Here is a 25,604-nt window from a genome sequence, read left to right on the forward strand (position 1 = left end):
TCGGACGGGGAGCCGAGGCAGAACGTGGATTTCAATCCGTACGCGTCGTGGCAGAAGGTGCTGGAAGAGGCATTCTTCAGCCCGGCTTGGGACGGTCATCCGGTTGTGATGTACCTAGATGACGACGAGGCCGCGGCCATACAAGGCCAGAACGGTCTCGAAGTGCCTCTCGTGGAAGCGGTGCGCCGCGTCATACGCCCCGACGACCCGAAGCCGTATGAAGCGGTTGAGAAGTACGAGAGCTCCAAGCGCCACGACGACCATGCCCCCGCCGTGCTCCCGCTCCTCGCGTGTTCGGTGATCGCGGCCACCCGTATGGCCAACGACGGGGTGAGGCGGGCTACCAACTACCACAGCCACTTCGCCCAGCTGCTCGGTGGAACTGACGGTGCGCTCACTTCGGCCAAGTACCGGGCTGTGGCGGGCATGTGGCAGCGGCTGGCCTCCTGGCAGCACCAGTGGGGCGCCTACAGGGGAATCTGCACCATCCCCTCGCCGGGAGACCTTCCGCCCAACCAGGCGCGCATCGGTTACGCGCTGTCCCAGGCCATGCTTCGGGCGACGGACCGGCAGCAGCTTCCGAAGTTCTTCGAAGCGGTACGGCGGCACCACGGTTCGGCCTGGCCTCTGCCCGGAGCTGTCCTGGTGGACTATCTGAAGACGTGGGGTCAGGTCTACCACTTCTCTCCGGGGTTCAGGGGGGCGGCCGAGGACGCGGACTTCCGTCCCCTCGTCGAGAAGATCCTCGGGAACTTCGCCAATATCTGGGACGGTTCACCGCACTTCGTTCAGCACGGTGTCCCGCGGGCAGAGCTGCTGGTGCGCTACGAGAACCGCAAGCTGGGCTGGCTGGCCCGGCTTTCCCGGTCGGGCGAGGAGGAGTACGAACTCTCAGGCGGTGTCCGCATGAGACGGTTGGGCGAGTCCGAGTACTACAGTCTCGACGGCCTGAAACTCCCCGATGACCGCACGCTGCGCGGTGGTCTCCAGCTGTCAGGGCAGGGGATCGCTGTTGGCCGACCGGCCTCGTCCCTGGTGCTCCTGCGGCAGAACAACGACCTGGACTGCCTCACCAGCGTGGACAGGTTCGTCCCCGGGGAAGAGCACATGCTGCTAGCCGCCCAGGAGGCCGAGCGTGACGTCGAGACCGTCCTGGCCCGGGCTGCCTCTCCCGGCCGCCGCCGGGAGCCTGGCCGACTGCCGTGGATGCCTCAAGGCTGGACGCTGCACCACCGAGTGATCTTCAACGACGCGGTGACGTTGCGACAGGCGATCCGCGAAGTCAAGGGCGCCATGCTCGCGGTGCAGCCGTCACCGCAGTACAAGGCTTATCTGCAGGGCGGCCTGCCCCTCGCCCCGAAGTTCAACAAGCACTTGTATCTCTCGGGCGCGGAGCCGGAGCTGGTCCTCCCTGACGGTGCGATCGGCGAGGCCCTGCTCGATGGGGAGCTGCCTGACCCGCCGTTCCCGACCCGTGGAATGCCCGTCAGTCTGTGGCAGAGAAGGCTTGCACCTGGCAAGCACCGGATAGAGGTCGAAGACACCGAGATCAGTTTCCTCACGGCTGAGGAAGCGCCGGCGGCGGCAGAGCCTGAACTCGTCGCGGGGTTCGCGCTGACTGGCCACCGAGCGGGCTCCTTCCCGGTAGCTCGGCGCGTGGACGCGGGGTTGGTGCGCGGAGCTCAGCTGGACGGCGCGGGGCAGGGTGCCGTGCCGCGCGTCGTGTTCTGCCGCCGGGGTGCGGACAAGACCGTGTTCGTCGCGGCTGACGGGCGGGCGTGGGAGGTCTCCGAACCCGTCACGCCGGCCTGGTGGGACCGGCTGCCGGATGCCCCCTCCGACTACTACTTCGAGATCGAGCTCCGGGGTCGCGGAGGCTGGATCCTTCAGTTCCGGCGCGGCGCCTGGCACGCGGAAGCAGCGGACCCGGAAGAGCCGGACTTCATACCGGGGCCGGAGCACCGGGGGTGGGTGGCAGCGGTGCTGGACGCTGCTGAGGGCAGCAGGGATCCGCTGTGGCAGTCGTTCGTACGTCGCGCTGAGGAGGCTGGGAAGTGACGACAATGGGGGACCTCTTGATGCGCTGGGCCAGCGAGCTCGGCGGCGGCAAGGTGGCAGACCTGCGAGCGGGCGTCCTGCGGACCGCGCGCAGTCGGGGACTGGACATCCGGCAGGGTGCCGAAGGCCGCTGGATCCGGGACATGTCCGCGCTCGGCCACCTCGACGTGGACTGGAGGCGCGGGGTGTGGTCGGTAGCTCCGCCTGTCCTGACGTGCCTGCCGTTCTCGGACGGGCTGGCACTGATCGCGGGACGGCGAACCGCGGCGCTGGAGCGAGAGATCGCCGCTGCGGCCGACGAGTGGGCCGTCGTGCTGAGCGTCGCTAACGAGACCGCAGAAGGGGACATCCCCGTGCCGACGTCACTGCTCATCCAGTACGACACCCCGGACGAGCTGCCCGAGAGGGCGGCGGCTCTCGGCTGCGCCTACACCCCTTGCGCGGCGTTGCAGACCTTTTCGCTGCTGCCGGACCTCGATGCCGGGCCTCTTGCCGCCTCACCCGCACCGGGCAACGCGCAGACCGTCGAGAAGTACGACCCGGTCAAGCGTTCCTATGAACCCGCGGAGTCCTACAACGAAGAGGGTCTCTACCGGTGGCGCGGGGCCGACTGGTCCAAACTCGTGCAGGTCCGGCGCGGCGCCGAGTTCCACAGCACCGAGCACGAGGTCGGCGTGTACCTGGAGCTGGAGCGCACGGGGGTGAACGCGGTCCGGTGGCAGCCGGAAACGGGGGCCGGACGTGAACGCGTCGGCACGCTCTTCGTGGACTGGGGTGCACCGCTTCCGCCGCTGCACGCGCGGGCCGCGGTGCTGTGCACCGGGCTCCAGCCCCGCTTCAGCAGCGTTGCCCGGACGGTCCGCTATGACAACGTTCCGCGCGCGGCCGCTGAACGTCTCACCCGCTCCCTGCGGCAGGAGCTGGAAATCCACCACCCGCTCACGGCCACCGGGAAGGCGAACTGATGGCGGACAACACGGCCGGGGCAACGAACGTCTCTGGCACCGACATTCCCAGCACGTTCAAGGCGCTCAGGACAGCTCTGATGCGCTACTACGACACACCCTTCGGGGTCGAAGACCGCTCCATCATGCAGGAGCGGCGTGACTTGCTGGACAAGGACGGCGGAGCCTGGCGCGAGCCCCTGCTGGAGCTCCGGCCGCAGTACGTGTCAAGCGGTATGCCGCTCTCTGAGTCCTTCCGTGAGGCCGGAGCACATCCGCAGGCAGCCGACTTCGCCCAGTTCGCGATGCCCCAAGGCGTCGACAGCCTTTACCAGCATCAGCATGAGGCACTCGTCGCCGCCAGCGGTGAAGGCCGTGACTTCGTGGTGACTGCGGGAACCGGTTCTGGCAAGACCGAGGCATTCATGCTGCCCGTCATCGCCGATCTCGTCGGGGAGTCAGTGGGCTGGAGCGGAAACGGTGCTCCACAACCGGCCTGGTGGCGCCGGGGTGCGGACTTCGAGCCGAGCCGCAAGGACGAACACGGTCATCCGGCCGCCGTGCGAGCGCTCATCCTGTATCCGACCAACGCGCTCGCCGACGACCAGCTCGTACGCCTGCGACGCGCCCTCGACAGCAACCCGGCACGGGCCTGGCTGGACCAGCACCGCAAGGGCCACCGGTTCTACTTCGGCCGCTACACAGGGGCCACCCCCGTCGCAGGGGACTCCAGTTCGATGCCGGCCAGGACACGGCTGCGTGAGTACATGCAGGAACTCGACGGCCGCCAGCAGCGGGCGGGCAGCGACATCCACGACTTCATCCCCCGTCTCGGCGGGGCCGAGATGCATGCGCGCTGGGACATGCAGGCGGCCGCGCCGGACATCCTGGTCACCAACTACTCGATGCTCAACATCATGCTCCTGCGCCCGCAGGAAGCCCCCATGTTCGAGTCGACGCGCCGCTGGCTGCACAGCACGCCGGGGGCACGCTTCACCCTGGTGCTCGACGAGCTGCATATGTACCGCGGCACCGCAGGCACCGAGGTGGCGTACATGCTGCGCAACCTGCGCCACCGCCTGGGCCTGGACGAGGCCCCGGACAAGTTCCGGGTGCTCGCCGCGTCCGCCTCACTGGAAGCGGGACGCGACAACGACTTCCTGGAGTCCTTCTTCGCGCTGCCGAAAGGACGACACCGGGTGATCCCGGGGGCGCTTCAACTTCCCCCGGCCGGCCCCGTCGACCTGTCCGCGCACGCGAGTGAGCTGGCCGAGGCCGCTGAACAGGACCTCGACAAGGACGAAGCGGTCGCGCTGCTGTCGCGATCCGCCGCAGGAGATGCCCTGGCACGCGTTCTCGCGCCAGAAGGCAAGCCGAGGGCTGTCCCGATGCCCGCCATTGCAGCCGACCTGTTCCCGGAACTCAAGAGCGCTGACACGCAGAGCAAGGCACTGCACGGACTCCTGCGCGCCCTCAGCAGGGCCGACAGCGGCGCCTTCCCCAAGCTCCGCGCACACATGTTCTTCCGCAACATCGACGGCATCTGGGCCTGCTCAGATCCGGAGTGCCCCCATGTGCCGGTAGAGAAGGAAGAGGGCCGCCGAGTAGGACGCCTCTTCCGGGAACCGACCTCCCGCTGCACCTGCGGTGCCCGCGTGCTTGAACTGCTCTACTGCCAGAACTGCGGCGACGTCATGCTCGGCGGATACACCGCGCCCTCCCTTCTTGGCAAGGACTCCTTCCGAGGCGCCCTGCACACCGACTACCCGGAGTTCGACCAGCTGCCTGATACGGCCACCGGTGCACCGAACGCGGGTAACTACATCGTCTACTGGCCAAGCAAGAATCCGCTCGGCCTGGACAGCTCCAACTGGCAGGTGTCGCGGCTTAACCAAGGACCCACAGCCACCTTCGAGTTCCGGGCTAGTAAGTACCACCCGGGAACCGGCCGTCTCGCCAACGACAAGGCCGCCCCCACGGGATGGTCGTTCCATGTGGTTCCTGACCGCGCCAAAGACGGCAAGTCACAGCTCGACCTGCGCGGCATGCGCGCGTTTCCCACTCGTTGCCCGGCCTGCGGCGATGACTGGGAGACGCGGCGAGGCAGGGATGGGAAGTGGCTTGATCTCGAAGAGCGCCTGCGCAGTGCCCCAGTACGCCGGATGCGTACCGGCTTCGACAAGATCAACCAGGTGCTGACTTCCGAAGCGATCGGACACATGCCCGAGGACGAGCGCAACGTCATCGCGTTCTCCGACAGCCGTGACGACGCTTCGGAGCTCGCCAGCGGTCTCGCGCTGCGTCACTACCAGGACCTTTTGCGGCTGCTGACCGCCCGGGCTGTAGCGGAGCAGGGGGAGCCGTTCGCCGACCTTCAGCTTGTCAAAGCCCACTACGCGGGTCAGACGGCCGACCGGGATCGGTTCATCGCGTCTGCTGGGAGGCTGCGTGATCGCCACCCGCGCGAGTTCGCCGAACTCAAGGACATCCTGACGGACGACCCCATGGCGCAGCCCGACCGACAGCCCGAGCTGGAGTCCGTTCTCGGCCGCCTGCCGTCGCTTACGGACCTGCGGTATGACCTTCGTGGACTCGTCCTTGAGCACGGGATCAATCCAGGCGGTCCAGCCGCCTCTCTCCAGGAAGCCGACGGAATACGGTGGACCTCGCTCTTTGACTGGAAAGGTGACAAGGGGATCCGCAGCGGCCTCGAGCCTGCACAGGAAGAGTTGCTCAAGCGGCTCGAAGACCGTCTCGGACGGGAATTCCTGCTAGGGCTCTTCTCCAGCGCGGGACGGGACTTCGAATCCCTGGGACTGGGCTGGCTCAGCCTGGCGACTGACCGGCTGCCGCCGGACCTGACTCCGGACTCCGACATGGCGCTAGCCCGTACCAGCTTGCGCATTCTCGGTCATATGCGGCGCTTCACGGGCCTTCGTGCCGGATCCGAGAAGCCCCCGGCGCCGCTGTTCCGCTACTGGCAGCATCTTGCCCAGCGCTATGGCGGCGACGCCGAGGCGATTAAGGACCGAGTACTGGCCGTGTGGGGTCAGGCGGTGATCCAGTACACCGTTGACCCGTCAAAGGTTGCTCTGCGCTCCGGTGACGGGAGGGTGTGGATTTGCCCGAGCTGCCGCCGGCCGCACCTCCACCAGGGGACCCTGAGCTGCACCAAGTGCCGCACCGAGTTGCCCGCTGAGCCTGCCAAGTTCAGCGGGGCGCTCAACGACGACTACTACGCCTGGAAAGCGGAGAGCGGTACGGGCAACTTTCCGCTGCGCGCCGTTGAACTCACTGGCCAAACCGACCGGCTGGAGGCTCAGTCGCGGCAGGCCCGATTCCAGGACGTCTACATCGGCGAGGATGATGTTCGCGAAGCGGACGGCATCGAGGTGCTGTCCGTGACGACAACGATGGAGGCCGGCGTGGACGTCGGCTCGCTCAACACCGTTCTCCTGGCAAACATGCCGCCTACGCGGTTCAACTACCAGCAGCGCGTTGGCCGGGCGGGCCGTCGTGACACCGTCACCGCAACGGCCCTGACGGTGTGCCGGGGACGTAGCCATGACGAGCACTATTTCGCGAAACCCGAGGAGATCACGAACGCACCGACCCCGCCCCCGTATCTCGCCCTTGGTATGCGGTCCATCTACAAGCGCGTACTTCTCGGCGAAGTGCTCCGCCAGGCATTCGGTGCCGTGACGGGCGGAGGAGGTAAGGCCGACTCCGACATGACCCGCAACGTCCACGGTCAGTTCGGTCTCGCCAGCGCCTGGCCGGGACACCGAGAGGCTGTCCGAAGGTGGGTTGACCGCAATCGGGAAGCGGTGGCAGCCGCGTCGAAGGCGTTGCAGTCCCACACCCCCGAACCTGTGGCCTCCATCGACCCGATCGCCTGCGTCAAAGAAATGCTGGACGAGATTGACGACGTGGCCGGGACGGTCACCGGCCATCCGGATCTCAGCCAGCGCCTTGCCGAGTCAGGACTTCTCCCCATGTTCGGCTTCCCGACCCGGGCCCGGTTGCTGTACACGGAGCTGCCGCGGCAGAACTTCCCCTGGCCGCCGTCCGGCGCGGTGAACCGCAATCTCACCGTTGCGCTGACCAAGTTCGCTCCGGGATCGGAGACTCCGCGGGACGGCCGTCTGTACCAGTCCATGGGTGTTGTCGACTTCACGCCGGGTCTTCGCTCGCCCAAAGCGGCGGAGGAACCCTTCGGGCCCGAGAGAACGCTTGCCATGTGCCGCCTGTGCGCTCACATCCAGGTCGTGGAGGACGGAACGGAAGCACAGACATGCCCCGCGTGCGGGGCGAGCGGTCGCAATTACACCGCGTTCCCGGTACGCGAGCCGGCTGGCTTCCGCGCTGGCGAGCCCCGTGACTACGACGGAGTCCGCGAGTGGGGCAGCAGCAGTGCGACGCCGCGCACTGCTGCCAACCTGGAGACTGACGCGCCCCGGGTCGTACGGTCGGTTGACGACTGGCTTGTGGTCCACTCGGGCACCGGCGACCGGTACACGGTGAACAGCAACAACGGCCGTCTCTTCCGCTTCAAGAAGGCGGGGTTCCCGTGGAAGGGGTACCACGTCGTCAACAGTCCGCGTGCGTCGTCCGACATTGAAACCGCGCTGGGAGCGACCGAACACACGGACATGGTGTTCGTCGGGGCGCGGGAAGCACTCGACTCCGCGCGCGGCCTGAGATTCGACATGTCGCAGTCCAAGCAGCCCAGCGGATTCCCCGACACCTACCACGGGCGTCGTGCTGCCTGGTATTCCCTGGCTGCCCTGCTGCGCCGCGCTGCCGCACCACTCCTGGATGTGCAGCCAGAGGAACTCCTCTCCGGCATTCATGGTTCCGCCTCCGCGGCCTCACCTGTCATGGCGTACCTCGCCGACAGCCTGGAAAACGGCGCGGGCTTCAGTACCCACCTCGGTTCGGCGGAGCATATCGAGGAGTTCCTGGACGCCGTAGACGAGTACACGAACGCCCTCCGCGGGGAGCACGCTGACACATGCGGAGGATCTTGCTACCGGTGCTTGCGCGACTACTCCAACATGCGCATCCACCCGTTGCTGGACTGGAGGCTCGCGCGCGATCTCATCGGTGTACTTCGAGGCATCCCGCTCTTCGTTGACTGCGGACTTCACGGGAAGCTCTTGGAGCGGTGGGCTGAAGACCGGTCGGAACTGGAAGCGCGAATCCTGGAGACGCCGCTGGGCAAAATCGCTCTGGCGGAGGCAGACTTCGGTGAGGAGGCCGTAGCCGTCGTCGTGAAGCATCCACTGGAGGCCGCTCTCGCTGACTGTATGGCGCCGCGTCTGAAGAGAATCTCTGACCACGTCAGCGACAACGGCCTTGCCCGGCATGTGGCCTTCGTCGACGCCTACTGCCTGGACCGGATCCCGGCGGCGGTGACCACCGATCTCGTTAAGTTCGCAGAGGGGGAGCTGTGACCGCTGAGTCCCTCTTCTCCCACGCCGACCAGGCGACCGGCGGTACGCCAGCGCGGGAGACGCTCACCCGCCAGCAGCTGCTGGAACGCGAACGCAGCCGGCGCATGGCGCTGATCGCGGACAGAACGCGCGGCGGAGCAGCCGCAAATGAACCTCCAGCCTCGGCCGGCGAGGGTGGGACGACGCCGCCGAAGTCCGCGCTCCCCGCGGGCTTCGAAACCGAGGAGCGCTGGCAGGACGCCCTGACAGTGGCGGCCGACATCGCGGGCGCCGCACGCCAAGCGGGTCACCCGAGTGATGCGCTTGAGCGGGATCGGCATGAACTCAAGGCTGACGACCTCGCCAGAGAGGTCGTGGAGGCTGTGAGATTCCTGCCGCCGTTTGAAGGAGTGAGGCTCCTGGCAGCGGCGCACCAGGCGCAGATGCCCGTACTTCCCGATGAGCAGGCAAGGCGCGCACAGTTGCTCCTTGAGGGACTGCCGAACAAGGAATCGGGTGGCCAAAGACCACCAGAGGGACGGGAGCCGGATAGCGTCGTTGAACACGCATGGCGTTTGTATGCCGATTCCGAGCGCTTGCGGTACTCGACCGTCGGGACAGATGAGCAGCGGGAGCTGCTGGAATATCTCCCGCTGCCTGTGATCGATGACTTGATCGACGCCGGACGTCTGACGGCCCGGGCCATACCGGACGACGGCGCTCGCCGTCTTTACCTCCAAGCCAGGCTGACTCCGTCGGACGTCGATCGAGAGGGGTTGGAAGAGCTCGGCTGGCACGACGAACTGGCACGACGCGAGTTCCACACACGGCTGGCGGACGGTGACATCTCTGTACTCGAACAGGACACAGGGCTCACGCGTAGCCAGCGAGAGTTGATCAGTGCCCTCAAGGAAGTCAGCCGGAGCGGTCGGGTCACACCACATCTCGCGGACAAAAGGTGGCTGTGGCGTGCGCTGGAACGTCTGGCGCCCCAGACTCCAATCAACTTGCGCCGGGACAAGACGTTCGCGCCGTGGCTGTTGGTACGACGTATCCAGCGGGCTCTCCGAATGGCTCACCAGGCACATATCAGGGGCGAGGACCAGAAGTACGAGACGATGCTCCGGACCGCCTGGAACGACGCCAACGCTCTTCAAGGCTCCTGGACGTTCGCGGGCTGGGAGGCAAAGAACGTCATTGCGTACCTCCTCGCCCTGCACGGCGACACCGGTCCCCGGTACGAAGACGCGCTTGACGCTCTGAGCCCGGAGCCGGGCAGTGGTCTGCGCGAGGACAGACTGTCCGGACAAGCGCGTTACCGCCTGGAAACCAACCGCGATGTGTTGCGCAAACTGATGCGGCAGCGCGACCGGAGCCATGTCCTGAACCCGTATCTCGTCCTTGGCGTGACAGACGGGGCAGAGGACTGGAAAGGCCGGTGGCGGGAGCTGCGCCGCACGCTAGACATGGACGGTGAGTCCCTGGTCAACGAGGCGAAGGACGCCATCGAGGCCTTGGAACGGGGTCATGCGTCTGTCCCGTCCTACACCGTGCTTCTCATGCCCGAGAAGTGGGCGAACCCACGTACTGAGGCTCCTGAATTGAGCAGGGGAGCGCTGCCGCTGCCTCGCCAGACCGCCTCCGCAACTGAAGACGAGCGTCAGTTCGCCAGACAGCAGGCAGCGGCGGCCATCGTTGGGACTGCGTGCGACAATGTGGGTTTGCCTCCCGTGGGTGAGACCACCCCCGAATACCCCTTCCAAGAGAGCGGCAGAGAGTGACCGAGAAGAAGGGCTCAGATACCGCCCGGCCCGCGCCGAAAGGGAACAGGGCTGGGAACAAAGGACGTCAGGCTGACCCGAAGAGCCATGGGCGCCCGGCTGCCCGTAAGAACAATCCGCCTGCCAGTAAGAACAAGGCGAAGCGGGCCGGCCCGGGGGTACAAAGCAAGCCTGCCGGATCTGGTGGCGGTTCCCCCGCCGAAGGCAGGAAGCAGGCCCCCGTTGTCGTCTGCACCAAGAGCGGTCATCCCCACTGTGCTCCGGGCACCTTTGACGCCGCTGCGCTGCTCAAGTCCGTCCTCGCGGTTGTCGAACCAACGCTCATGAAAGGGCTGGGGTCTCTCGAAGAGGCCCTTTTGAAAGCACAAGGGGAGGCCGGTGCTGAGGCGCAGCTTCATGCTCAGTTCCTACGAGGCGTAGAACGCCAGATCGCCGAGGCCGTGCGTTCGGCGGTGATCGAGGGAATGAGAATCAGGGAGCGGCACCTCGCGCAGCTTGTGGTCATCGACCGCGCAGCTGCGCAGACCGACGCACTGGTACGGCTCCAGGAACGCATTGGGACCGAACTCGCAAGGGCTGGGCTCCGCAGAGTGGTGGACCTTACGGACCTGTCGCTGTTCAACTTGGCGGACAGCGTTGGTCTTCCTCCGGAAGAGGACGCCGATCGTGGCGCCTTGGAACTGGTGACGCCCGCGTACGTTGACGCTGACACGGGGCAGGTGGTCGAACGCGGCTGGGTGCGCCGGTTGCCTTCGGCGGAGTCCTCGCAGCCTCAGGGAAAGAGGTATGGCAGAGCCTCTCACCCGAACAAGGATAAGAAGGACAGAAGTAATAGAAGTAGTGGTCGTCTGGGTGACCTCGATGGAACCAGCGCATCAGAGGTCGGCGAGAGCACTCATACGCAGCAGAGCGCCGCGCCGTTGGCGCAGCCGATATCAGGTGGGGATAACCTGCGCAATGACGCACCCGCGGAGAGGTGCGAGGGGGCTTCGCAGGAAAAGCGGCCGGATGGTGACGCAGATGGGTACGTCACTACGGAGTCCGTTCGCAAGAGCATGAAGCTGGCACCGGGCGAGGCGGATCAGCGGCAGAGTGGACAGCGCAAGCAGCGCCAGCACGGGAAAGACCTGGAGTTCTCCCGTGCCGCAGACGCAGCCGACCGGGCGCCGAGGCACGACAGTCGGCCCGGCTCACAAGAGGATGGCGCTGATCCTTCTGGACAGGATGGCCCCTCGGAATCGGCCGGACGCGAGTCAAGTAGTAAGCGTCAGCCCGGTCCTGAGAGGGTTGCTGGAAAGGCGACGAGGCGTGATCCCGCGGCGCGAGACGCACCACGGATCGCGTCTTCATTCATTGTCAGACGCTTGCTCGGCGACCCAGCCGACAACGGTCAGCCGCCGCGGAGGAGCAGTTGACGTACGGAATTGACTTCGGCACCAGTAACTCGGTGGTCGCTCGGTACAACGGAGAAACGACCGAGGTCCTGCCCGTCGACGGCGGAAATGTGCCAGCCCAGTGGCGGGAACCAGAGTTCGAGGACCTCTTTCCTTCCGTTCTGTCCGTCCGGGATTTCGATCGCACCCTGTGCTTTGGCTGGGCTGCCAAGACGACAACGGGTGAGCCCGTTGATGCGGTGAAGCGCATGCTTGGAACCCGCTCCGCAGGGACTGAACAGATCGACGAGGAATCCCTGTTCCTTGAAGAGCATCATGTCTGGATCGGAGGTGAACCGTTCCGGAGCACAGCTGCCGCAGCTACGTTGTTCGCACAGATGAAGTCAGCCGCGTCAAGGCATCTTCTCGACCTGTCTGAGGCGGTTGTCACCGTGCCTGCTCTCGCGACAGGCGGTGCAAGATACCGGACGCGAGCAGCCGCCCGTCTTGCGGGCATAAAGGTGAAGGCGCTGCTCAATGAGCCGACAGCTGCAGCTATCTCGTATGCCACGGACGTGGATATCCCAGGCCGACTGCTCATCTTTGACTGGGGTGGTGGCACCATTGATGTCACCGTCCTCCACTACGACGGGAAGTACTTTGAGGAGCTCACCTCCCGGGGTATCGCTGCGTTGGGTGGGCTGGAGTTCGATGAGGCGCTGGCACGGATCTTCCTGAGGCAACTTGGACAGGTACCTGAAAAGCTGACATTGCAAGAACGTAACCGCTGGCGACGTGATGTCGAGTTGACCAAGATTGCCCTGTCCCGGCGGGATATTGGAGAAGTTCCCTTCGACTTGCCGGCGTATGGAACAAGCCTGACGGTATCTCGCAACGAGTACGCCGCCGCCGTGGCTCCTCTAATCGAGCGGGCGATGCAGCCGCTGGAGCAGTGTCTCGACGACCTTGGCATCGGTCCGGGCGAGATCGATGCAGTGCTCATGATCGGTGGGACGTCGCAGATCCCTGAGGCGCGAGACGCGGTTGGGACCATTCTCGGTGCCGACCGCATCGTGGACGCGGGACTCTGCCACCCCATGACCGCGGTGGCCAGGGGCGCGGCTGTCTATTCGGCTGCCCTCGATAACCATATGGACCGCGCGAGGTTCAGCCTGGTGACTAACTACGATCTCGGAACAGCCATCGCAGCTGGTGCTCGTAAGGGCTTTGTCCCCATCATCAAGCGCAACCGCACTTTGGCTGCTCGCGGCGAAGGGCGCTTTACCCCGGCAAGGCCGAACGCGGGATCCGTCAACGTAGAGATCATAGAAGGTGAGGCGGGATACGCGGCCGATAGCGATCGATCTTTTCCTCTGGGAACGCTTGAAGTCCGCCTCCCCAAGCCGGAGCGGGATCCCGAGCGAAACGCTGTGATCGTTGATTTCAGATATGACCACAGCGGCATCCTGCGAGTGAAGGTAACGCACGAAGTCACCAAGCGGGTGTTGATGGAGCAGGAGATCGACTCATTCGGCAAGGACGGGACGCCGCTGCAGCAGGGCCTGGAGGGGGAACTGGCCCGTCTGCTCGCCCACGCAGAGGTATCCTTTGTCGGTGGGGGTGGCGGTGAAACCGCGACGGCCGAGGCGATAAATATACCCTCCACCGTTCCTCGATTTCCTCAGGTGCTCGGGTCGCCGGGGCGTGACTCCGACTTGTCGGTCAACGGAGTTCCGCAGAACCGGATCTAGTGTCCTGAGTCGGGAATTCGCTTCAGATATCCGGCGAGGCGTTCAAGGATCTCGTCTGTGGTCTTCGTCCAGATGAAGGGTTTCGGGTCTTCGTTCCAGGTCCTGATTCAGCTGCGGATGTCCTTCTCCAGGGACTGGACGTTCCTGTGGACGCCTCGCCGTATCTGTTTGTCCGTCAGCAGGGCGAACCACCGCTCGACCTGGTTGAGCCAGGAGAAGCTGGTGGGCGTGAAGTGCACATGGAAGCGGGGGTGTGTAGTCAGCCATCGCTGGATGGCCGGGGTCTTATGTGTCGAGGCGTTGTCGCAGATCAGATGCACGTCCAGGCCGGCGGGTACTTCCTTGTCGATACGGACAAGGAACTTCATGAACTCCACGGCACGGTGCCGGCGGTGGATCTGGCCGATCACCCCGCCGGTGGCGGTGTTCAGTGCGGCGAAGAGCGTGGTGACGCCGCCGCGCACGTAGTCGTGACTACGGCGCTCCGGCATGCCCGGCATCATCGGCAGCACCGGAGCCGACCGGTCCAGCGCCTGGATCTGTGTCTTCTCGTCCACACACAGCGCCAGCGCATGCTCGGGCGGGGCGAGATACAGGCCGGCCACATCGCGGACCTTCTCGATGAACTGCGGATCCTTCGAGAGCTTGAAGGTGTCCACCAGGTGCGGCTTGAGGCCGAAGGTCCGCCAGATGCGCGTGATGGCCGACTGAGAGAGGCCCACCTCCTTGGCCATCGACCGCGTCGACAAGTGCGTGGCGTCCTTCGGCGTGGTTTCCAGCGTCCTGACGACCACTTCTTCCACTTGGGTATCGGCGGGGCCCACCCGGGCGAGGCTCGTCGGTCAGGCCCTCCAGTCGGTCCCGCACGAAGCGGGCCCGCCATCTGCTCACCGTGTGTGCTTCGACGTCCAGCAGGGCTGCAACATCCTTGTTCGAAGCACCGGTTGCACACTCCAACGCGATCCGGCACCGCAGGGACAGGGCCTGCGAAGAGGTCCGACGCCTGGCCCAGCGGGTCAACGTCTCACGCTCGTCATCGGTCAGCACCAGCTCGGCCTTCGGCCGTCCCGTCCTTGCCACCTGATCATCATGCCGAACGCACCCAGGCTTATGTAGCGAATTCCCGACTCAGGGCACTAGGCGTTGATATCTATTGGCATTGGGATTCTGGAGCCGTTCAGGTCTTGCTCGCGGCGAGCGCAGCCGCACAACAATTACCCTGAAGGAAATCTCATCCTATGAGTGCAGGTTCATGAAAATTCGGCATGCGTGGAATGCTGTGTGGTGGTATGGCGACTGTGTGGCGGAACAGGGGAAACTCCCTCCTCCCAGTCCCTAAGGGTGTGCAGAACATCCTTGTGCTACCTAAGTAGTGGATGATTCTGCCACTTCATGGCGCCTCGCATGGTGGCTAGCGTCTGTGTTCCAGAGCGAGAGAGTCGGCCTGGTCAGGACTCCCGGGTCGCAGACGCTGGCCTACCGCGTACCCCTCAGTATGAGGCCGTCGGTCAGGTGTCGCTCGGGTCGGTGCCCGCGCGTGAGGCTGGACCTCCCGAGCGCTGCCCGACTGCGTCGCCCTGCGAGCCGCCGCGACGGCGGTTTCCCCATACCCGTTTTCCCCGAGCTGCCACGAGGAGCACAGAACGTCGTGAGCGAGATCCGCACGCTGCGCAACTACATCGACGGACGGTTCGTCGACGCCGAGGACGGGCGCACGCTGCCGGTCGTCGACCCCGCCACCGGCGAGGTGTACGCCAGTTCACCGCTGTCGGGGGCGGCGGACGTGGACGCGGCGATGACGGCCGCGGCGGCGGCCTTCGCCGTGTGGCGCGACTCCACGCCCAGCACCCGGCAGCGCCTCCTGCTGAGGGTCGCCGACGTCGTCGAGGCGCGTGCCGAGGAACTCGTCGAGGCGGAGTGCCGCGACACCGGCAAGCCCCGCGCCGTCACGCGGACCGAGGAGATCGTTCCCATGGTCGACCAGCTGCGCTTCTTCGCGGGCGCGGCGCGAATGCTGGAGGGAAGGTCGGCGGGGGAGTACGCGGAGGGTCTGACCTCCATCATCCGCCGGGAGCCCATCGGGGTGTGCGCGCAGGTCGCGCCGTGGAACTACCCGATGATGACGGCGGTGTGGAAGTTCGCCCCGGCGATCGCCGCCGGCAACACCGTGGTGCTCAAGCCCTCCGACACCACTCCCGCCTCCACGGTGCTGCTCGCCGAGATCGTCGGTGGCGTGCTGGAGGAGCTGGGGCTGCCCGCGGGCGTGCTCAACGTCGTGTGCGGCGACCGCACCACCGGGCAGCTGATGGTCGAGCACCCGGTGCCGGCCATGGCCGCCATCACCGGTTCGGTGCGCGCCGGCGTGCAGGTCGCCGAGAGCGCCGCCAAGGACCTCAAGCGCGTCCACCTGGAACTCGGCGGCAAGGCGCCGGTCGTCGTGTTCGAGGACGCCGACCTCGCCCAGGCCGTCGAGGGCATCACCACCGCCGGCTTCTTCAACGCCGGACAGGACTGCACGGCCGCGACCCGCGTGCTGGTGCACGAGTCCGTCCACGACGAGTTCGTCGCCGCTCTCGCGAAGGCCGCCGCCGGCGTCAGGACCGGTGGCGTCGACGAGGAGGGCGTGCTCTTCGGCCCCCTCAACAACGCCAACCAGTTGGCCCAGGTGAGCGGATTCGTCGACCGGCTTCCCCCGCACGCCAAGGTGGAGACGGGTGGCCACCAGGTCGGCGAGAAGGGGTACTTCTACGCCCCGACCGTCGTCTCCGGTCTGGAGCAGGACGACGAGATCGTCCAGAACGAGGTCTTCGGCCCGGTCGTCACAGTCCAGTCCTTCGCCGACGAGGACCAGGCCGTCGAGTGGGCGAACGGTGTCGACTACGCCCTCGCCTCCTCCGTGTGGACCAAGGACCACGCCCGCGCGATGCGCATGTCGAAGCGCCTCGACTTCGGCTGCGTGTGGATCAACACCCACATGATCCTGGTCGCCGAGATGCCGCACGGCGGCTTCAAGAAGTCCGGCTACGGCAAGGACCTGTCGGCGTACGGCTTCGAGGACTACACGCGCATCAAGCACGTGATGACGGCCCTGTGACCAGCTGACCGGCTGGCCCGCTGACCGGCTGGCCCGCTGACCGGCTGACGCGCTGCGCCGCGCGTCGCGTGGCACGGCGTGGGGCCGGACACCCGGAGGACTGGGTGCCCGGCCCCACGCCGGACGGCCGCGAGCCGCACGGCTCCGCCTCGCACGGCTCCGTGCTGCACGGCTCCGCCTCGCACGGCTCCGACCGCCGCGCCCGCCGTCAGCAGGCCCCCTCGTCCTGCCAGGGGCCCCAGTCCGAGGCTGCCGGCGCCTCGTTCTGGGTCCACCACTTGGCCTTCCAGTTGTGCTTGTTGTACGAGACCTCGTTGCCGGCCGTGTAGACCGCCGTCGAGCTCCAGGCCGTCTTGCACGCGGTGTTCGGCGGGGTCGGCGTCGGGGTCGGCGTGGGAGTGCCGGTGGGCGGGGTGACGCCCGCGAACTTCACCGAGTACTTGGCGAAGTCCCACGCGTTCTGCGCCACGCTGGAGCAAGTGCCCGATGTGCGGCCGCCGTTGTCGGCGGGGGTGCACTGACGGTCGCGGTTGAGGGACCAGAAGGTGAAGCGGTCCATGTTGTGGCTGGTGGCGTAGTCCAGCACCGTCTGGAAGTCGGCCTGCGAGAAGTACTCGCCGGTGTCGCTGCGCCCGTTCATGCCGGAGAAGCCTTCGTGGGCGTAGGCGGTGGCCTGGTCCCAGCCGAAGGTGGACTGGAGGATCGCGTTGAAGTTGGTGAGCGCGCTGGTCTGGGAGGCGGCGCCGTTGAAGCCGCCGTCGAACGGCATGATGGAGAAGTTGTTCGGCGTGAACCCCTGGGACTTCGCCTCCAGCAGCATCTGCTTGCCGAACCAGCCGGTGCCGTCCGCCGTCCCCGCCGTGGTGACGGAGATGTAGAGGCCCGGGTTGTTCTGCTGGAGGATCTTGGCGGCGCCGATCTCGTTCCTGATGGCCGCCGTGTTCTCGTACTCCGGCTCCTCCAGGTCGAAGTCGATGGCGTGCAGGCCGTACTTGGTGATGACCTGCTGGTACGCCGCCGCGGTGGACGCCGGGTCCGAACAGGCCTGACCGAGCTTGGTGCCGCCGTATCCGCCGATGGACACGGAGACGTCGCCGCCCTTGGCGCGGATGGCGTTGACGACCGACTGCACGGCGGTGTCCGAGGAGACCGCCGCGGTGCCGTCCCAAGTCGGCGAGCAGCCACCGCCGTTGGGGGCCAGGATGAACGCCAGCTGGAAGGCCTTGAGGCCGGTCGCGTCCATGATGGCGCCCGCGTCCGGCGGGTCGTTGTCCAGTGGCATCAGATACGGGGCGGCGGCGTACCAGCGGTTGCTGAGCGCGGTGGTCGCGCCCGAGGCGTTGCCCGCGACGAGTGCGGTCGTGCCGACGGCGGCCAGGCTCACCGCGGCCGCGGCGCCCAGGCATGCGCGAAGACGTCTCACTGTGCCTCCAGGGGAGTGGGGGAAGGGCCCCAGCTTCCGGGCGCTGTCGCGATCACGTCAATGAGTTGGACTAGACCAAACACCACTTTGGACTAGACCATGCAATCTCTTTACCCGGGCGTCCACGGGCGGGCCGCGAGCCCGCCGCCTGGTTCCGCCTCGTCGGCGGACCGTCGCCCCCCGGCCCTTTCCGCTCCGGACGCCGTCGCGCCTCTGGTAGGACAGCGTCCATGGCCATCGAGCGGTACATCGGCATCGACCTCGCCTGGTCCGAGGGCGGCCCCCGGTCCGGGCCCAACGAGACGGGCGTCGCCGTCGTCGACGCCTCGGGCGAGGTGCTCGACTGCGGCTGGACCCGGGGGATCGACGAGACGGTGGCCTGGCTCGGCGAGGCGGCCGCGGGCGGCCCGGCGCTGGCATTCGTCGACGCGCCGCTGGTCGTGGACAACCCGTCCGGACAGCGTCCGTGCGAGCGCGAGGTGGGGCGCCGGTACGGCCGCTGGAAGGTGAGCGCGAACAGTACGAATCTGGCCTCGCCCCGCCTCGCCGGCGTGGTGCTGCGAGAGCGGCTGCGGGCGGCCGGCTGGGTCTACGACGACGGACGGGGCGGGCCGCCGAGCACCGGGCGGGTCATGTCCGAGTGCTATCCGTACACGACCCTCGTCGGGGCGGCCGAGTGGGGATACGCGGAGCAGCGCCCCACGTACAAACGCAGGCCCGCGGGGGTGCCCGCGGCCGACTGGCGGGCGGTGCGCGCCGCCGAGTGCGACCGGCTGATCGGGCGCCTGGCGGGTCTGGCGGTGGCCGATCCACCGCTGCGGATCTCCTCCCACCCGGTGTCCCGCCGGCTGGCGGACGAGCCCTCGCCCCTGGCGTCGGCCGCGTACAAGCACCGCGAGGACCTGGTCGACGCGCTGGTGTGCGCCTGGACGGCGGCCCTGTGGGTGCGTCACGGGCGGGAGCGCTGTCAGGTGCTCGGTGGTGACAGTCCGGGCGCGCCGGGGACGGCCGCCACGATCATCGCGCCCGCCCGGCCCGAACAGCGCAGGGGGTCGTCGGGCAACGACCGGTGAGCGTCAGCGCGTCGTGCGGACCCCGTCCAGGGCGACCGCCAGCACACGGTCGCGCTGATCGTCGTCCAGGAAGTTGGTGGCGCTGATGCCCGCCACCATGCGGAGCAGGTCGTCGAAGCCGATGTCCGTGCGCGCCGCGCCGGCCTCCTGCGCGCGGGTGAAGAGCGGGCCGCCGGCCTGGTACATGGACTCGCGGCAGGCCAGGAAGATCTCCGACTCGTTGTTGAGCGCCTCGCGGATGGCCCGCTTGGTGACCGTGTAGTCCACGAAGCGACGCAGCCACGAGGCCAGCGCCTCCCACGGTTCCTGCCCGGCGACCTCCTGGGCCACCCGGCACAGGTCGTTCACCTCGTCCGCGTACACGCTCTCGAACAGATGGCGGCGGGTGGGGAAGTTGCGGTACAGCGTGCCGATGCCGACGCCCGCGCGACGGGCGATGTCCTCCAGTGACGCCTCCGCGCCGTTCTCCGCGAAGGCCTGGCGCGCGGCCGCGAGCAGCGCGTCGTAGTTGCGCGCGGCGTCCTTGCGGTGCGGGCGCCGGGACGCGACGAGATCGCTGACGGGGAACGGCTGTGCCGTCACGGGTGCCTCCCTGAAGGGACCAGGTTGAAGCGGAGGTGAGCCTCCGGTACAGTGGAGGGGTACCTCCACTTTAGCAGTGCGGGGTGCGTTCGCCTCGGCGGTGTGCGGCCGCGCACCGCGCCGGAGCGACAGCATCCCGTACCGCGGCCCGGTGCCGAGACGTCGGCCACCGGCGCGGGCCCCGCGACGCCCGAGTCGTCCGCCGCCCGCATCACCCACACTCCACGTCCTTCAGGGGACCGCTCCGTGTGCTCGTCGGCGTGCTGCGCGCCGCCCCGCGGCGTGCCCCGTCCCCACGATCGCGGTCCGACGACCCCGGCCGCACCTGTTCGCTTGTTCGGAGAGGCTCCTCATGCCCGGAAAATCCACTCGCCTCACCTTCACGGTCCTCGCGACCGGTGCGGGCGTGTTCGCCATGCTGCAGTCGCTGATCGCACCGGCACTGCCGACCGTCCAGAACGCGATGCACACCTCGCAGTCCACCGTGACCTGGGTGATGACCGCCTATCTGCTGTCCGCCTCGGTCTTCACACCGATCCTCGGCCGGGTCGGCGACCTCGTCGGCAAGAAACGCACCCTCGTGGCCGTCCTCGTCGCGGTGCTCGCCGGCTGTCTGCTGGCCGCGCTCGCGCCGACGATCGGCGTGCTCATCGTCGCCCGCGTGATCCAGGGCATCGGCGGCGCGCTGTTCCCGCTGTCCTTCGGCATCATCCGTGACGAATTCGCTCCGTCGGAGGTGAGCGGCAGCATCAGCAACCTGTCGGCGGTCATCGCCGCGGGAGGCGGTGTGGGCATCGTGGCGGCCGGTCCCATCGTGACCGCGCTCGACTACCGCTGGCTGTTCTGGCTGCCCGTCGCCGTCGTCGCCCTCACCGCGCTGATCGCCCTGCGCTACGTGCCCGAGTCGCCGCGCCGCGCGGAGGGCCGAGTCAACTGGCTCGGCGCTGTCCTGCTGTCCGGCTGGCTGGTGGCCCTGCTGCTGCCGCTGAGCCAGGCGACCCACTGGGGCTGGGGCTCCGCCCGGGTGATCGGACTGTTCGCGGCCGCCGTGCTGCTGTTCGCGCTGTGGTTGTCCGCCGAGGCCCGTTCGCAGAGCCCGCTGATCGACCTGCGCATCATGCGGCTGCCCGCGGTGTGGACCACGAACGCCGCCGCGCTGCTCTTCGGCGCGGGCATGTACGCGATCTGGTCCTTCCTGCCCGGCTTCGTGCAGACGCCCGGCACCGCCGGGTACGGCTTCGGGACGAGCGTCACCGGCGCCGGACTGCTCATGCTGCCGATGCTGATCGCGATGTTCTGCTCGGGCGTCCTGAGCGGCCGTCTGGAACCCGTCCTCGGGGCGAAGAAGCTGCTCGTCGCCGGTGTCGCGCTCGGTGCGGTGGCCTGTGGCTTCCTGACCCTCGAACACGACGAACAGTGGCATGTGGCCTTCGCCGCGGGCGTCTTCGGCCTCGGGATCGGACTGGCCTTCGCCTCGATGGCCAATCTGATCGTCGGCAGCGTCCCGCCCGAGCAGACCGGTGCCGCGACCGGGATGAACGCCAACATCCGGACCATCGGCGGATCCATCGGTGCCGCGCTGACCGGCGTGCTGGTGACCAGCCGCCTCCAGCCGTCCGGGCTGCCGTACGAGGCCGGATACACCCACGGGTTCGGCCTGCTCGCGCTGCTGTGCCTGGCCGCGGCGCTGGCCGCGCTCCTCGTGCCCGCGCAGCGTGCCCGCCGTCTCGCCGGCACGCCCCGTGCCTCCGGCGACACCTCGGGCGCCGAGGCGGAGACCGCCCCGGTCGGCGTGCGGAGCTGAGAGGGCACGGCCGACGCGCCGAGCCGGAGCCCCGGCTCGGCGCGCGGAAGCGGAAAACGGACCTGGGGCCGGAGCGAACGTACGCTCCGGCCCCAGGTCCGGCGGACGTCCGGTCAGGCGGACAACTGGTCCGGCAGACGTCGGGTCAGGCGGGCGTCAGGACAGGCCGGCCGAGGACAGCCACTCCTTCGCCACGTCCAGCGGGTCCTTGTTGTCGTTCTGCACCTGGCCGTTGAGCTTGACCAGGGTCTCCGTGTCGAGCTTCGCCGAGACGGCGTTGAGGGCGGAGACGCCCTCGGAGGACAGACCGCTCTTGTACGCGAGCGGCGTCACGTTCTCGAAGCCGAAGAGGCTCTTCGGGTCCTGGAGCACCACGAACTTGTTCTTGGCGATGCCGGGGTCCGTCGAGAAGATGTCCGCGGCCTGGATGTTGTTGCCCTTGAGCGCCGCCACGGTCAGCGGGCCACCCGCGTCGAGGGCCTTGAAGGACTTGAAGTCCAGCCCGTACACGGACTTCAGACCCTTCAGCCCCTGCTGCCTGGTCTGGAACTCGGGCGAGCCGCCTATCACGATGTCCTTCGCCACGTCGGCGAGGTCGGCGATCGTCGACTTGTCCGTCAGGCTGTACTTCTTCGCCGTGGCCTCGTTGACCGCGACCGCGTCCTTGTCCTCGGCCGTGGACGGCTTCAGCAAGGTGAGCTTCGAGTCCAGCTTGGCGTTGATCGCCGTGGTGGTCTCGTCGACCGTCTTCGGGGTCGCCTTGGCGTCGAGGTAGGCGAGCAGGGCGCCGTTGTACTCGGGCAGGACCGTGATGGTGCCGTTCTTGATCAGACCGTAGGTCGTCTCGCGGCTACCGATGTTCAGCTTGTAACTGACCTTGATCCCCTTGGACTTGAGAGCCTCGCCGTAGATGTCGGCGAGCAGGATGCTCTCGGGGAAGTTGTTCGAACCGACGACGACCGTGCCGCCCTTGGCGGTGTCACCCTTCAACGGGTCGCTCTTGCCGGAGTCGTCGGAGGAACCGCAGCCCGTCAGTACGGCCGAGGCCGCAACCAGCAGGGAGACAGCGTACGTTGCGGATTTTCTGGTGCTTCTGGCGATGGTCACTTTGGTCATCCAGACTTGGCATGTGGTGGGGCGGTCTTGGCCGGAGCGCAGGGGTGTGGACGGTCCAGACGATCCAATCGAGCCGTCTCGCGGACCGTCAAGACACGAATAGATCACCGAAGGGGACCGAGCGGCTTCGCCCCGTGTGCGCAACGCGGTCAATAAGCGTGTGAAACAGGCGCGTTCACATGTCACTTTTTGGTTGATCATGGCCGCACTCTTGCGGCAGCGGCTAGTGTGGGCCGCGTCGAGGGCCTTGTTCCACTTGTCGGCCTGACCATGCCGTCACGACCGTTGATCCACACTGCCCTGGCGAACGGGCTTCCACGGGGAACGAAGTCAAGGAGGTTGGGTGCCCGCGCACAGACGAGCCGTCACCCCGGCACAGGCGTCGAAGGCTCCCCGCACGGACAGGACGCCGCCCCTCCTCGACCGCTGGCCCTTCCGCCGGAAGCTCAACGTCCTGGTGATCGTCCCGCTCGCGGTCGTCTCCGCGATGCTCTCCTACGTCGTCTACGGGCAGATCGACCGCGCCCGCTCCGCCGCCGACACCGCCCGACTCGCCCGCGACAGCGTGCAGGTGACCAAGCTCATCGACGGTGTGCAGACCGAGCACCGCCAGGCGCTCCTCGTCTCCCTGCGCCACGAGGCAGCCCGCACGGGCGACAGCGCGCCCGACACCGCCGCCTATCTCCAGTCGCAGCAGAAGGTCACCGCGCAGATCGCGGCCGTCCGGTCGGCCTACGGGGACCGGCTGCCCGAGGCCGAGGCGCAGGCGCTCAAGGAACTGGAGGGCCTCGACAGCCTCCGCAAGACCGTGGAACAGGGCCCCATCCCCGCGGACAACATCGACCCCGCGTACGGGTCCGTCATCGAAGGCCTCATCAACGGCCTCGGCCTCGGCCAGTCCGGCAACGAGTCGTCCTCGTCCGCGGGCAATCTGCTCGACGCGCTTTTGCGCGCCGACACCGCCCACGCCTCCTTCGAGACCAGCGTCTTCGCCGCCCGCACCCGGGACCCCAACGCGCTGATCGAGTTCACCGGCGCCGTCGGCGACTACGACCAGTACACCTACCAGGCCGAGCGGTTCACCCGGTTCGCCGACCAGGAGCAGAGCAACGACCTCGCCGAGATCGAGCACAGCCCGTACCAGAGCGTGATCACACAGCACTGGGCCGCCCTCCAGGTCGACCCCAGCGCCCTGGTCGCCGAGAACCCGACCCAGCTGCGCGCCGCACTCGACGACGCCCTGCGCGCCGACCCGACGTACGAGCGTCAGGCGCAGAACCGGCTGAAGGTCGTCCAGGGGCTCATCGACGAGATCGCCGCCGACACCCAGGACGCCTCGAACAGGGCCTGGTGGCAGGTGGCCTGGCTGATCGCCGGCACGCTGTTCGCCTTCGGGGCGTGGCTCCTGTTCTCCGTGCTGGTGCGCCGCTCGGTGGTGCGGACGGTGCGGACCCTCACCGGTGCGGCCCAGCACGTGGCCACCGCCGCCGAGACCGAGCTCGCCCGGGTCGCGGACGACGACGCCGACGACGCGGGACCCCCGCGGCTGGAGGCCGTGCCGGTGCCCGTGCGGGACGAGATCGGCGAACTCGCCGAGGCCTTCAACCAGGTTCAGATCACCGCGTCCGCCCTGCTGGAGCGCCAGGTCGTCAGCCGCCGCAACATCGCCGAGATGTTCGGCAACGTCGGGCGCCGCGTCAGCAACCTGACCGCCCGTCAACTCGCCCTGATCGACTCGGTGGAGCGCGGTGAGACCGACCCCGAGGTCCTCGACCGGCTCTACCGCATCGACCACATCGCCGTACGTCTCCAGCGCAACGCGGACAGCCTCATGCTGCTCGCCGGGATCAGCGAGACGGGCCAGAACACCGACCCGGTGCGGCTCAGCAACATCGTGCGGGCCTCGCTCGGCCAGATCGAGGGCTACCAGCGGGTCACCCCGCACGCGGAGGGCGACGTCACCGTCGTGCCCGACATCGTCGGCGACCTCACGCTGATGCTCGCCGAACTGCTGGAGAACGCCGTGATGTTCTCCCCGGCGACCAGCGGCGTCGAAGTGGTCATCCGTCCCCGGCACGGGACCGGCGGCGCCCTCGTCGAGATCATCGACCACGGCCTCGGCATGAGCCCCGAGCGCCTGGTGGAGGAGAACGCCCGCCTCATCCGCCGTGAACGGCTCGACCTGGCACCCACCGAGGTGCTCGGCCTGTTCGTGGTGGGCGGACTCTCACGCCGCTGGGGCATCGAAGTCGCCCTGTCCCGCACTCCGGGCGGCGGTGTCACGGCCACCGTCGCCATCCCCGCGTCCCACCTGCTGCTCGCCGGCCCCGCACAGGGCGCGGCGCACATCCTGCCGCCCGCCCGCCGCTCCGGCGCGGGCGAACCGCGCCCCGCGCGGACGGAGACGCCGTCCGGCTCCTCGGGGCTGCCGCGCAGGATTCCGGCACGGCCCCGGCCCGGCGAGGCCCCCGGTCACGCGCGCCACACGGAACCGGCCGGCCACATGGGAGGCGAGGGCGCACTGGCCCACCCCGGGAGCGCCACCGGCACCTCCCGGCCCCGGCCGGGCAGCGGCGGTCAGGGAACGGCCGCGCCGGGCGCGGGAGCCGCGCGCCTCGGGACCGGCGGGCCGGTCACGGGAGCCGGCACCCCCGGAACCCCTGCGCCGAACACCCGCGGCAGGGCCCCCGGATCCCCCGTCCCGGACGCCGGAGCCCGGGTGGCCGGCACGGGCGTCCCGCACAGGGGCGCCGAGGCGTCCCGACCCGGCGGCCGGGGTACGGCACCGGGCGCGGACGGCGGATTCGCCGCGCGCCCCGTCCCCGGCGCGGACCCCGCGCCGGGGACAGGCTCCCCGTTGCGGCCTGACCAGGCCGGCCCGCTGCGCCGCAGAGTGCGCGGCGCGACCCTGTCGGCCACCACCGCGTCCAGCCGGCTGCCCAAACGGCCTCCCGTCACGAACCCGCGCCCGCCCGCCTGGCAGCCCTCGGACGCGGAGGCGGCACGGTCCGAGATCGACGAGTTCGAGGCCGCCGTCCTGCGGGCCCACCGCGAGACCGCCGCCCAGGACCTCGGCACGGGCGCCGGGCCGGGGGACCGGCCCGGCGCCCCGAACGACCCCAGCACGGACAACAGCAGACCCTCATTCCCGGAAGGCACGAGCAAGTGAC

Annotated in this window: 13 protein-coding genes and 1 pseudogene; 10 read left to right on the forward strand and 4 right to left on the reverse strand. The window is 68.0% G+C overall.

From position 1 onward, the window contains the following. Window positions 1-24 precede the first annotated feature (24 nt). The 6 genes from ACSYGO_RS36955 to ACSYGO_RS36980 are packed head-to-tail and all read left to right on the forward strand — an operon-like array spanning window position 25 to window position 13,342. Window positions 25-2,058 (forward strand): hypothetical protein, encoded by a 2,034-nt coding sequence (locus ACSYGO_RS36955; RefSeq protein ID WP_460389262.1) that lies wholly within the window; start codon window positions 25-27, stop codon window positions 2,056-2,058. Further along, entirely contained in the window at window positions 2,055-3,023 is a 969-nt protein-coding gene (locus tag ACSYGO_RS36960) for a hypothetical protein (RefSeq protein ID WP_460389264.1), read from the forward strand. The genes ACSYGO_RS36955 and ACSYGO_RS36960 overlap by 4 nt, the downstream gene beginning before the upstream one ends. Further along, entirely contained in the window at window positions 3,023-8,458 is a 5,436-nt protein-coding gene (locus ACSYGO_RS36965) for a DEAD/DEAH box helicase (RefSeq protein WP_460389265.1), read from the forward strand. Before ACSYGO_RS36960 ends, ACSYGO_RS36965 begins: the two co-directional genes overlap by 1 nt. Beyond that, entirely contained in the window at window positions 8,455-10,218 is a 1,764-nt protein-coding gene (locus ACSYGO_RS36970) for a hypothetical protein (RefSeq protein WP_460389267.1), read from the forward strand. The genes ACSYGO_RS36965 and ACSYGO_RS36970 overlap by 4 nt, the downstream gene beginning before the upstream one ends. Beyond that, window positions 10,215-11,633, forward strand: a complete 1,419-nt coding sequence (locus ACSYGO_RS36975) for a hypothetical protein (RefSeq protein WP_460389269.1) — start codon at window positions 10,215-10,217, stop codon at window positions 11,631-11,633. The genes ACSYGO_RS36970 and ACSYGO_RS36975 overlap by 4 nt, the downstream gene beginning before the upstream one ends. Further along, window positions 11,630-13,342, forward strand: coding sequence for an Hsp70 family protein (locus tag ACSYGO_RS36980; protein ID WP_460389271.1), 1,713 nt, complete (start codon window positions 11,630-11,632; stop codon window positions 13,340-13,342). Before ACSYGO_RS36975 ends, ACSYGO_RS36980 begins: the two co-directional genes overlap by 4 nt. On the opposite strand, the pseudogene ACSYGO_RS36985 reads toward ACSYGO_RS36980, so the two are convergent. After that, a pseudogene (locus tag ACSYGO_RS36985) lies at window positions 13,339-14,422 on the reverse strand (IS630 family transposase). The gene ACSYGO_RS36980 and the pseudogene ACSYGO_RS36985 overlap by 4 nt on opposite strands. A 568-nt stretch (window positions 14,423-14,990) precedes the next feature. On the opposite strand from ACSYGO_RS36985, the gene ACSYGO_RS36990 reads away from it, so the two are divergent. Next, on the forward strand, window positions 14,991-16,436 hold the full coding sequence (locus tag ACSYGO_RS36990; RefSeq protein WP_432188997.1) for a gamma-aminobutyraldehyde dehydrogenase: 1,446 nt from the start codon (window positions 14,991-14,993) through the stop codon (window positions 16,434-16,436). A 208-nt stretch (window positions 16,437-16,644) separates the two neighbouring features. Here the strand turns inward: ACSYGO_RS36990 and ACSYGO_RS36995 are convergent, their stop codons facing one another. Further along, window positions 16,645-17,859, reverse strand: a complete 1,215-nt coding sequence (locus ACSYGO_RS36995; RefSeq protein ID WP_426681602.1) for a chitinase — start codon at window positions 17,857-17,859, stop codon at window positions 16,645-16,647. Between the two features lie 230 nt (window positions 17,860-18,089). Here ACSYGO_RS36995 and ACSYGO_RS37000 point away from each other — a divergent pair, with 230 nt between their 5' ends. Then, window positions 18,090-18,932 (forward strand): DUF429 domain-containing protein, encoded by an 843-nt coding sequence (locus ACSYGO_RS37000; protein ID WP_426681601.1) that lies wholly within the window; start codon window positions 18,090-18,092, stop codon window positions 18,930-18,932. A 3-nt stretch (window positions 18,933-18,935) separates the two neighbouring features. Here the strand turns inward: ACSYGO_RS37000 and ACSYGO_RS37005 are convergent, their stop codons facing one another. Next, entirely contained in the window at window positions 18,936-19,514 is a 579-nt protein-coding gene (locus tag ACSYGO_RS37005) for a TetR/AcrR family transcriptional regulator (protein ID WP_426681600.1), read from the reverse strand. A 352-nt stretch (window positions 19,515-19,866) separates the two neighbouring features. Between ACSYGO_RS37005 and ACSYGO_RS37010 the strand changes: the two genes are divergently transcribed. After that, on the forward strand, window positions 19,867-21,318 hold the full coding sequence (locus tag ACSYGO_RS37010) for an MFS transporter (RefSeq protein ID WP_426681599.1): 1,452 nt from the start codon (window positions 19,867-19,869) through the stop codon (window positions 21,316-21,318). Between the two features lie 156 nt (window positions 21,319-21,474). Here the strand turns inward: ACSYGO_RS37010 and ACSYGO_RS37015 are convergent, their stop codons facing one another. After that, the gene (locus tag ACSYGO_RS37015) at window positions 21,475-22,434 is read right to left on the reverse strand and encodes an ABC transporter substrate-binding protein (RefSeq protein ID WP_359503809.1); all 960 of its coding nucleotides are present in this window, start codon (window positions 22,432-22,434) and stop codon (window positions 21,475-21,477) included. A gap of 343 nt (window positions 22,435-22,777) precedes the next feature. Here ACSYGO_RS37015 and ACSYGO_RS37020 point away from each other — a divergent pair, with 343 nt between their 5' ends. Then, the gene (locus ACSYGO_RS37020; RefSeq protein ID WP_460389274.1) at window positions 22,778-25,603 is read left to right on the forward strand and encodes a sensor histidine kinase; all 2,826 of its coding nucleotides are present in this window, start codon (window positions 22,778-22,780) and stop codon (window positions 25,601-25,603) included. Window position 25,604: the final 1 nt, after the last annotated feature.

Source organism: Streptomyces krungchingensis, assembly GCF_054729265.1.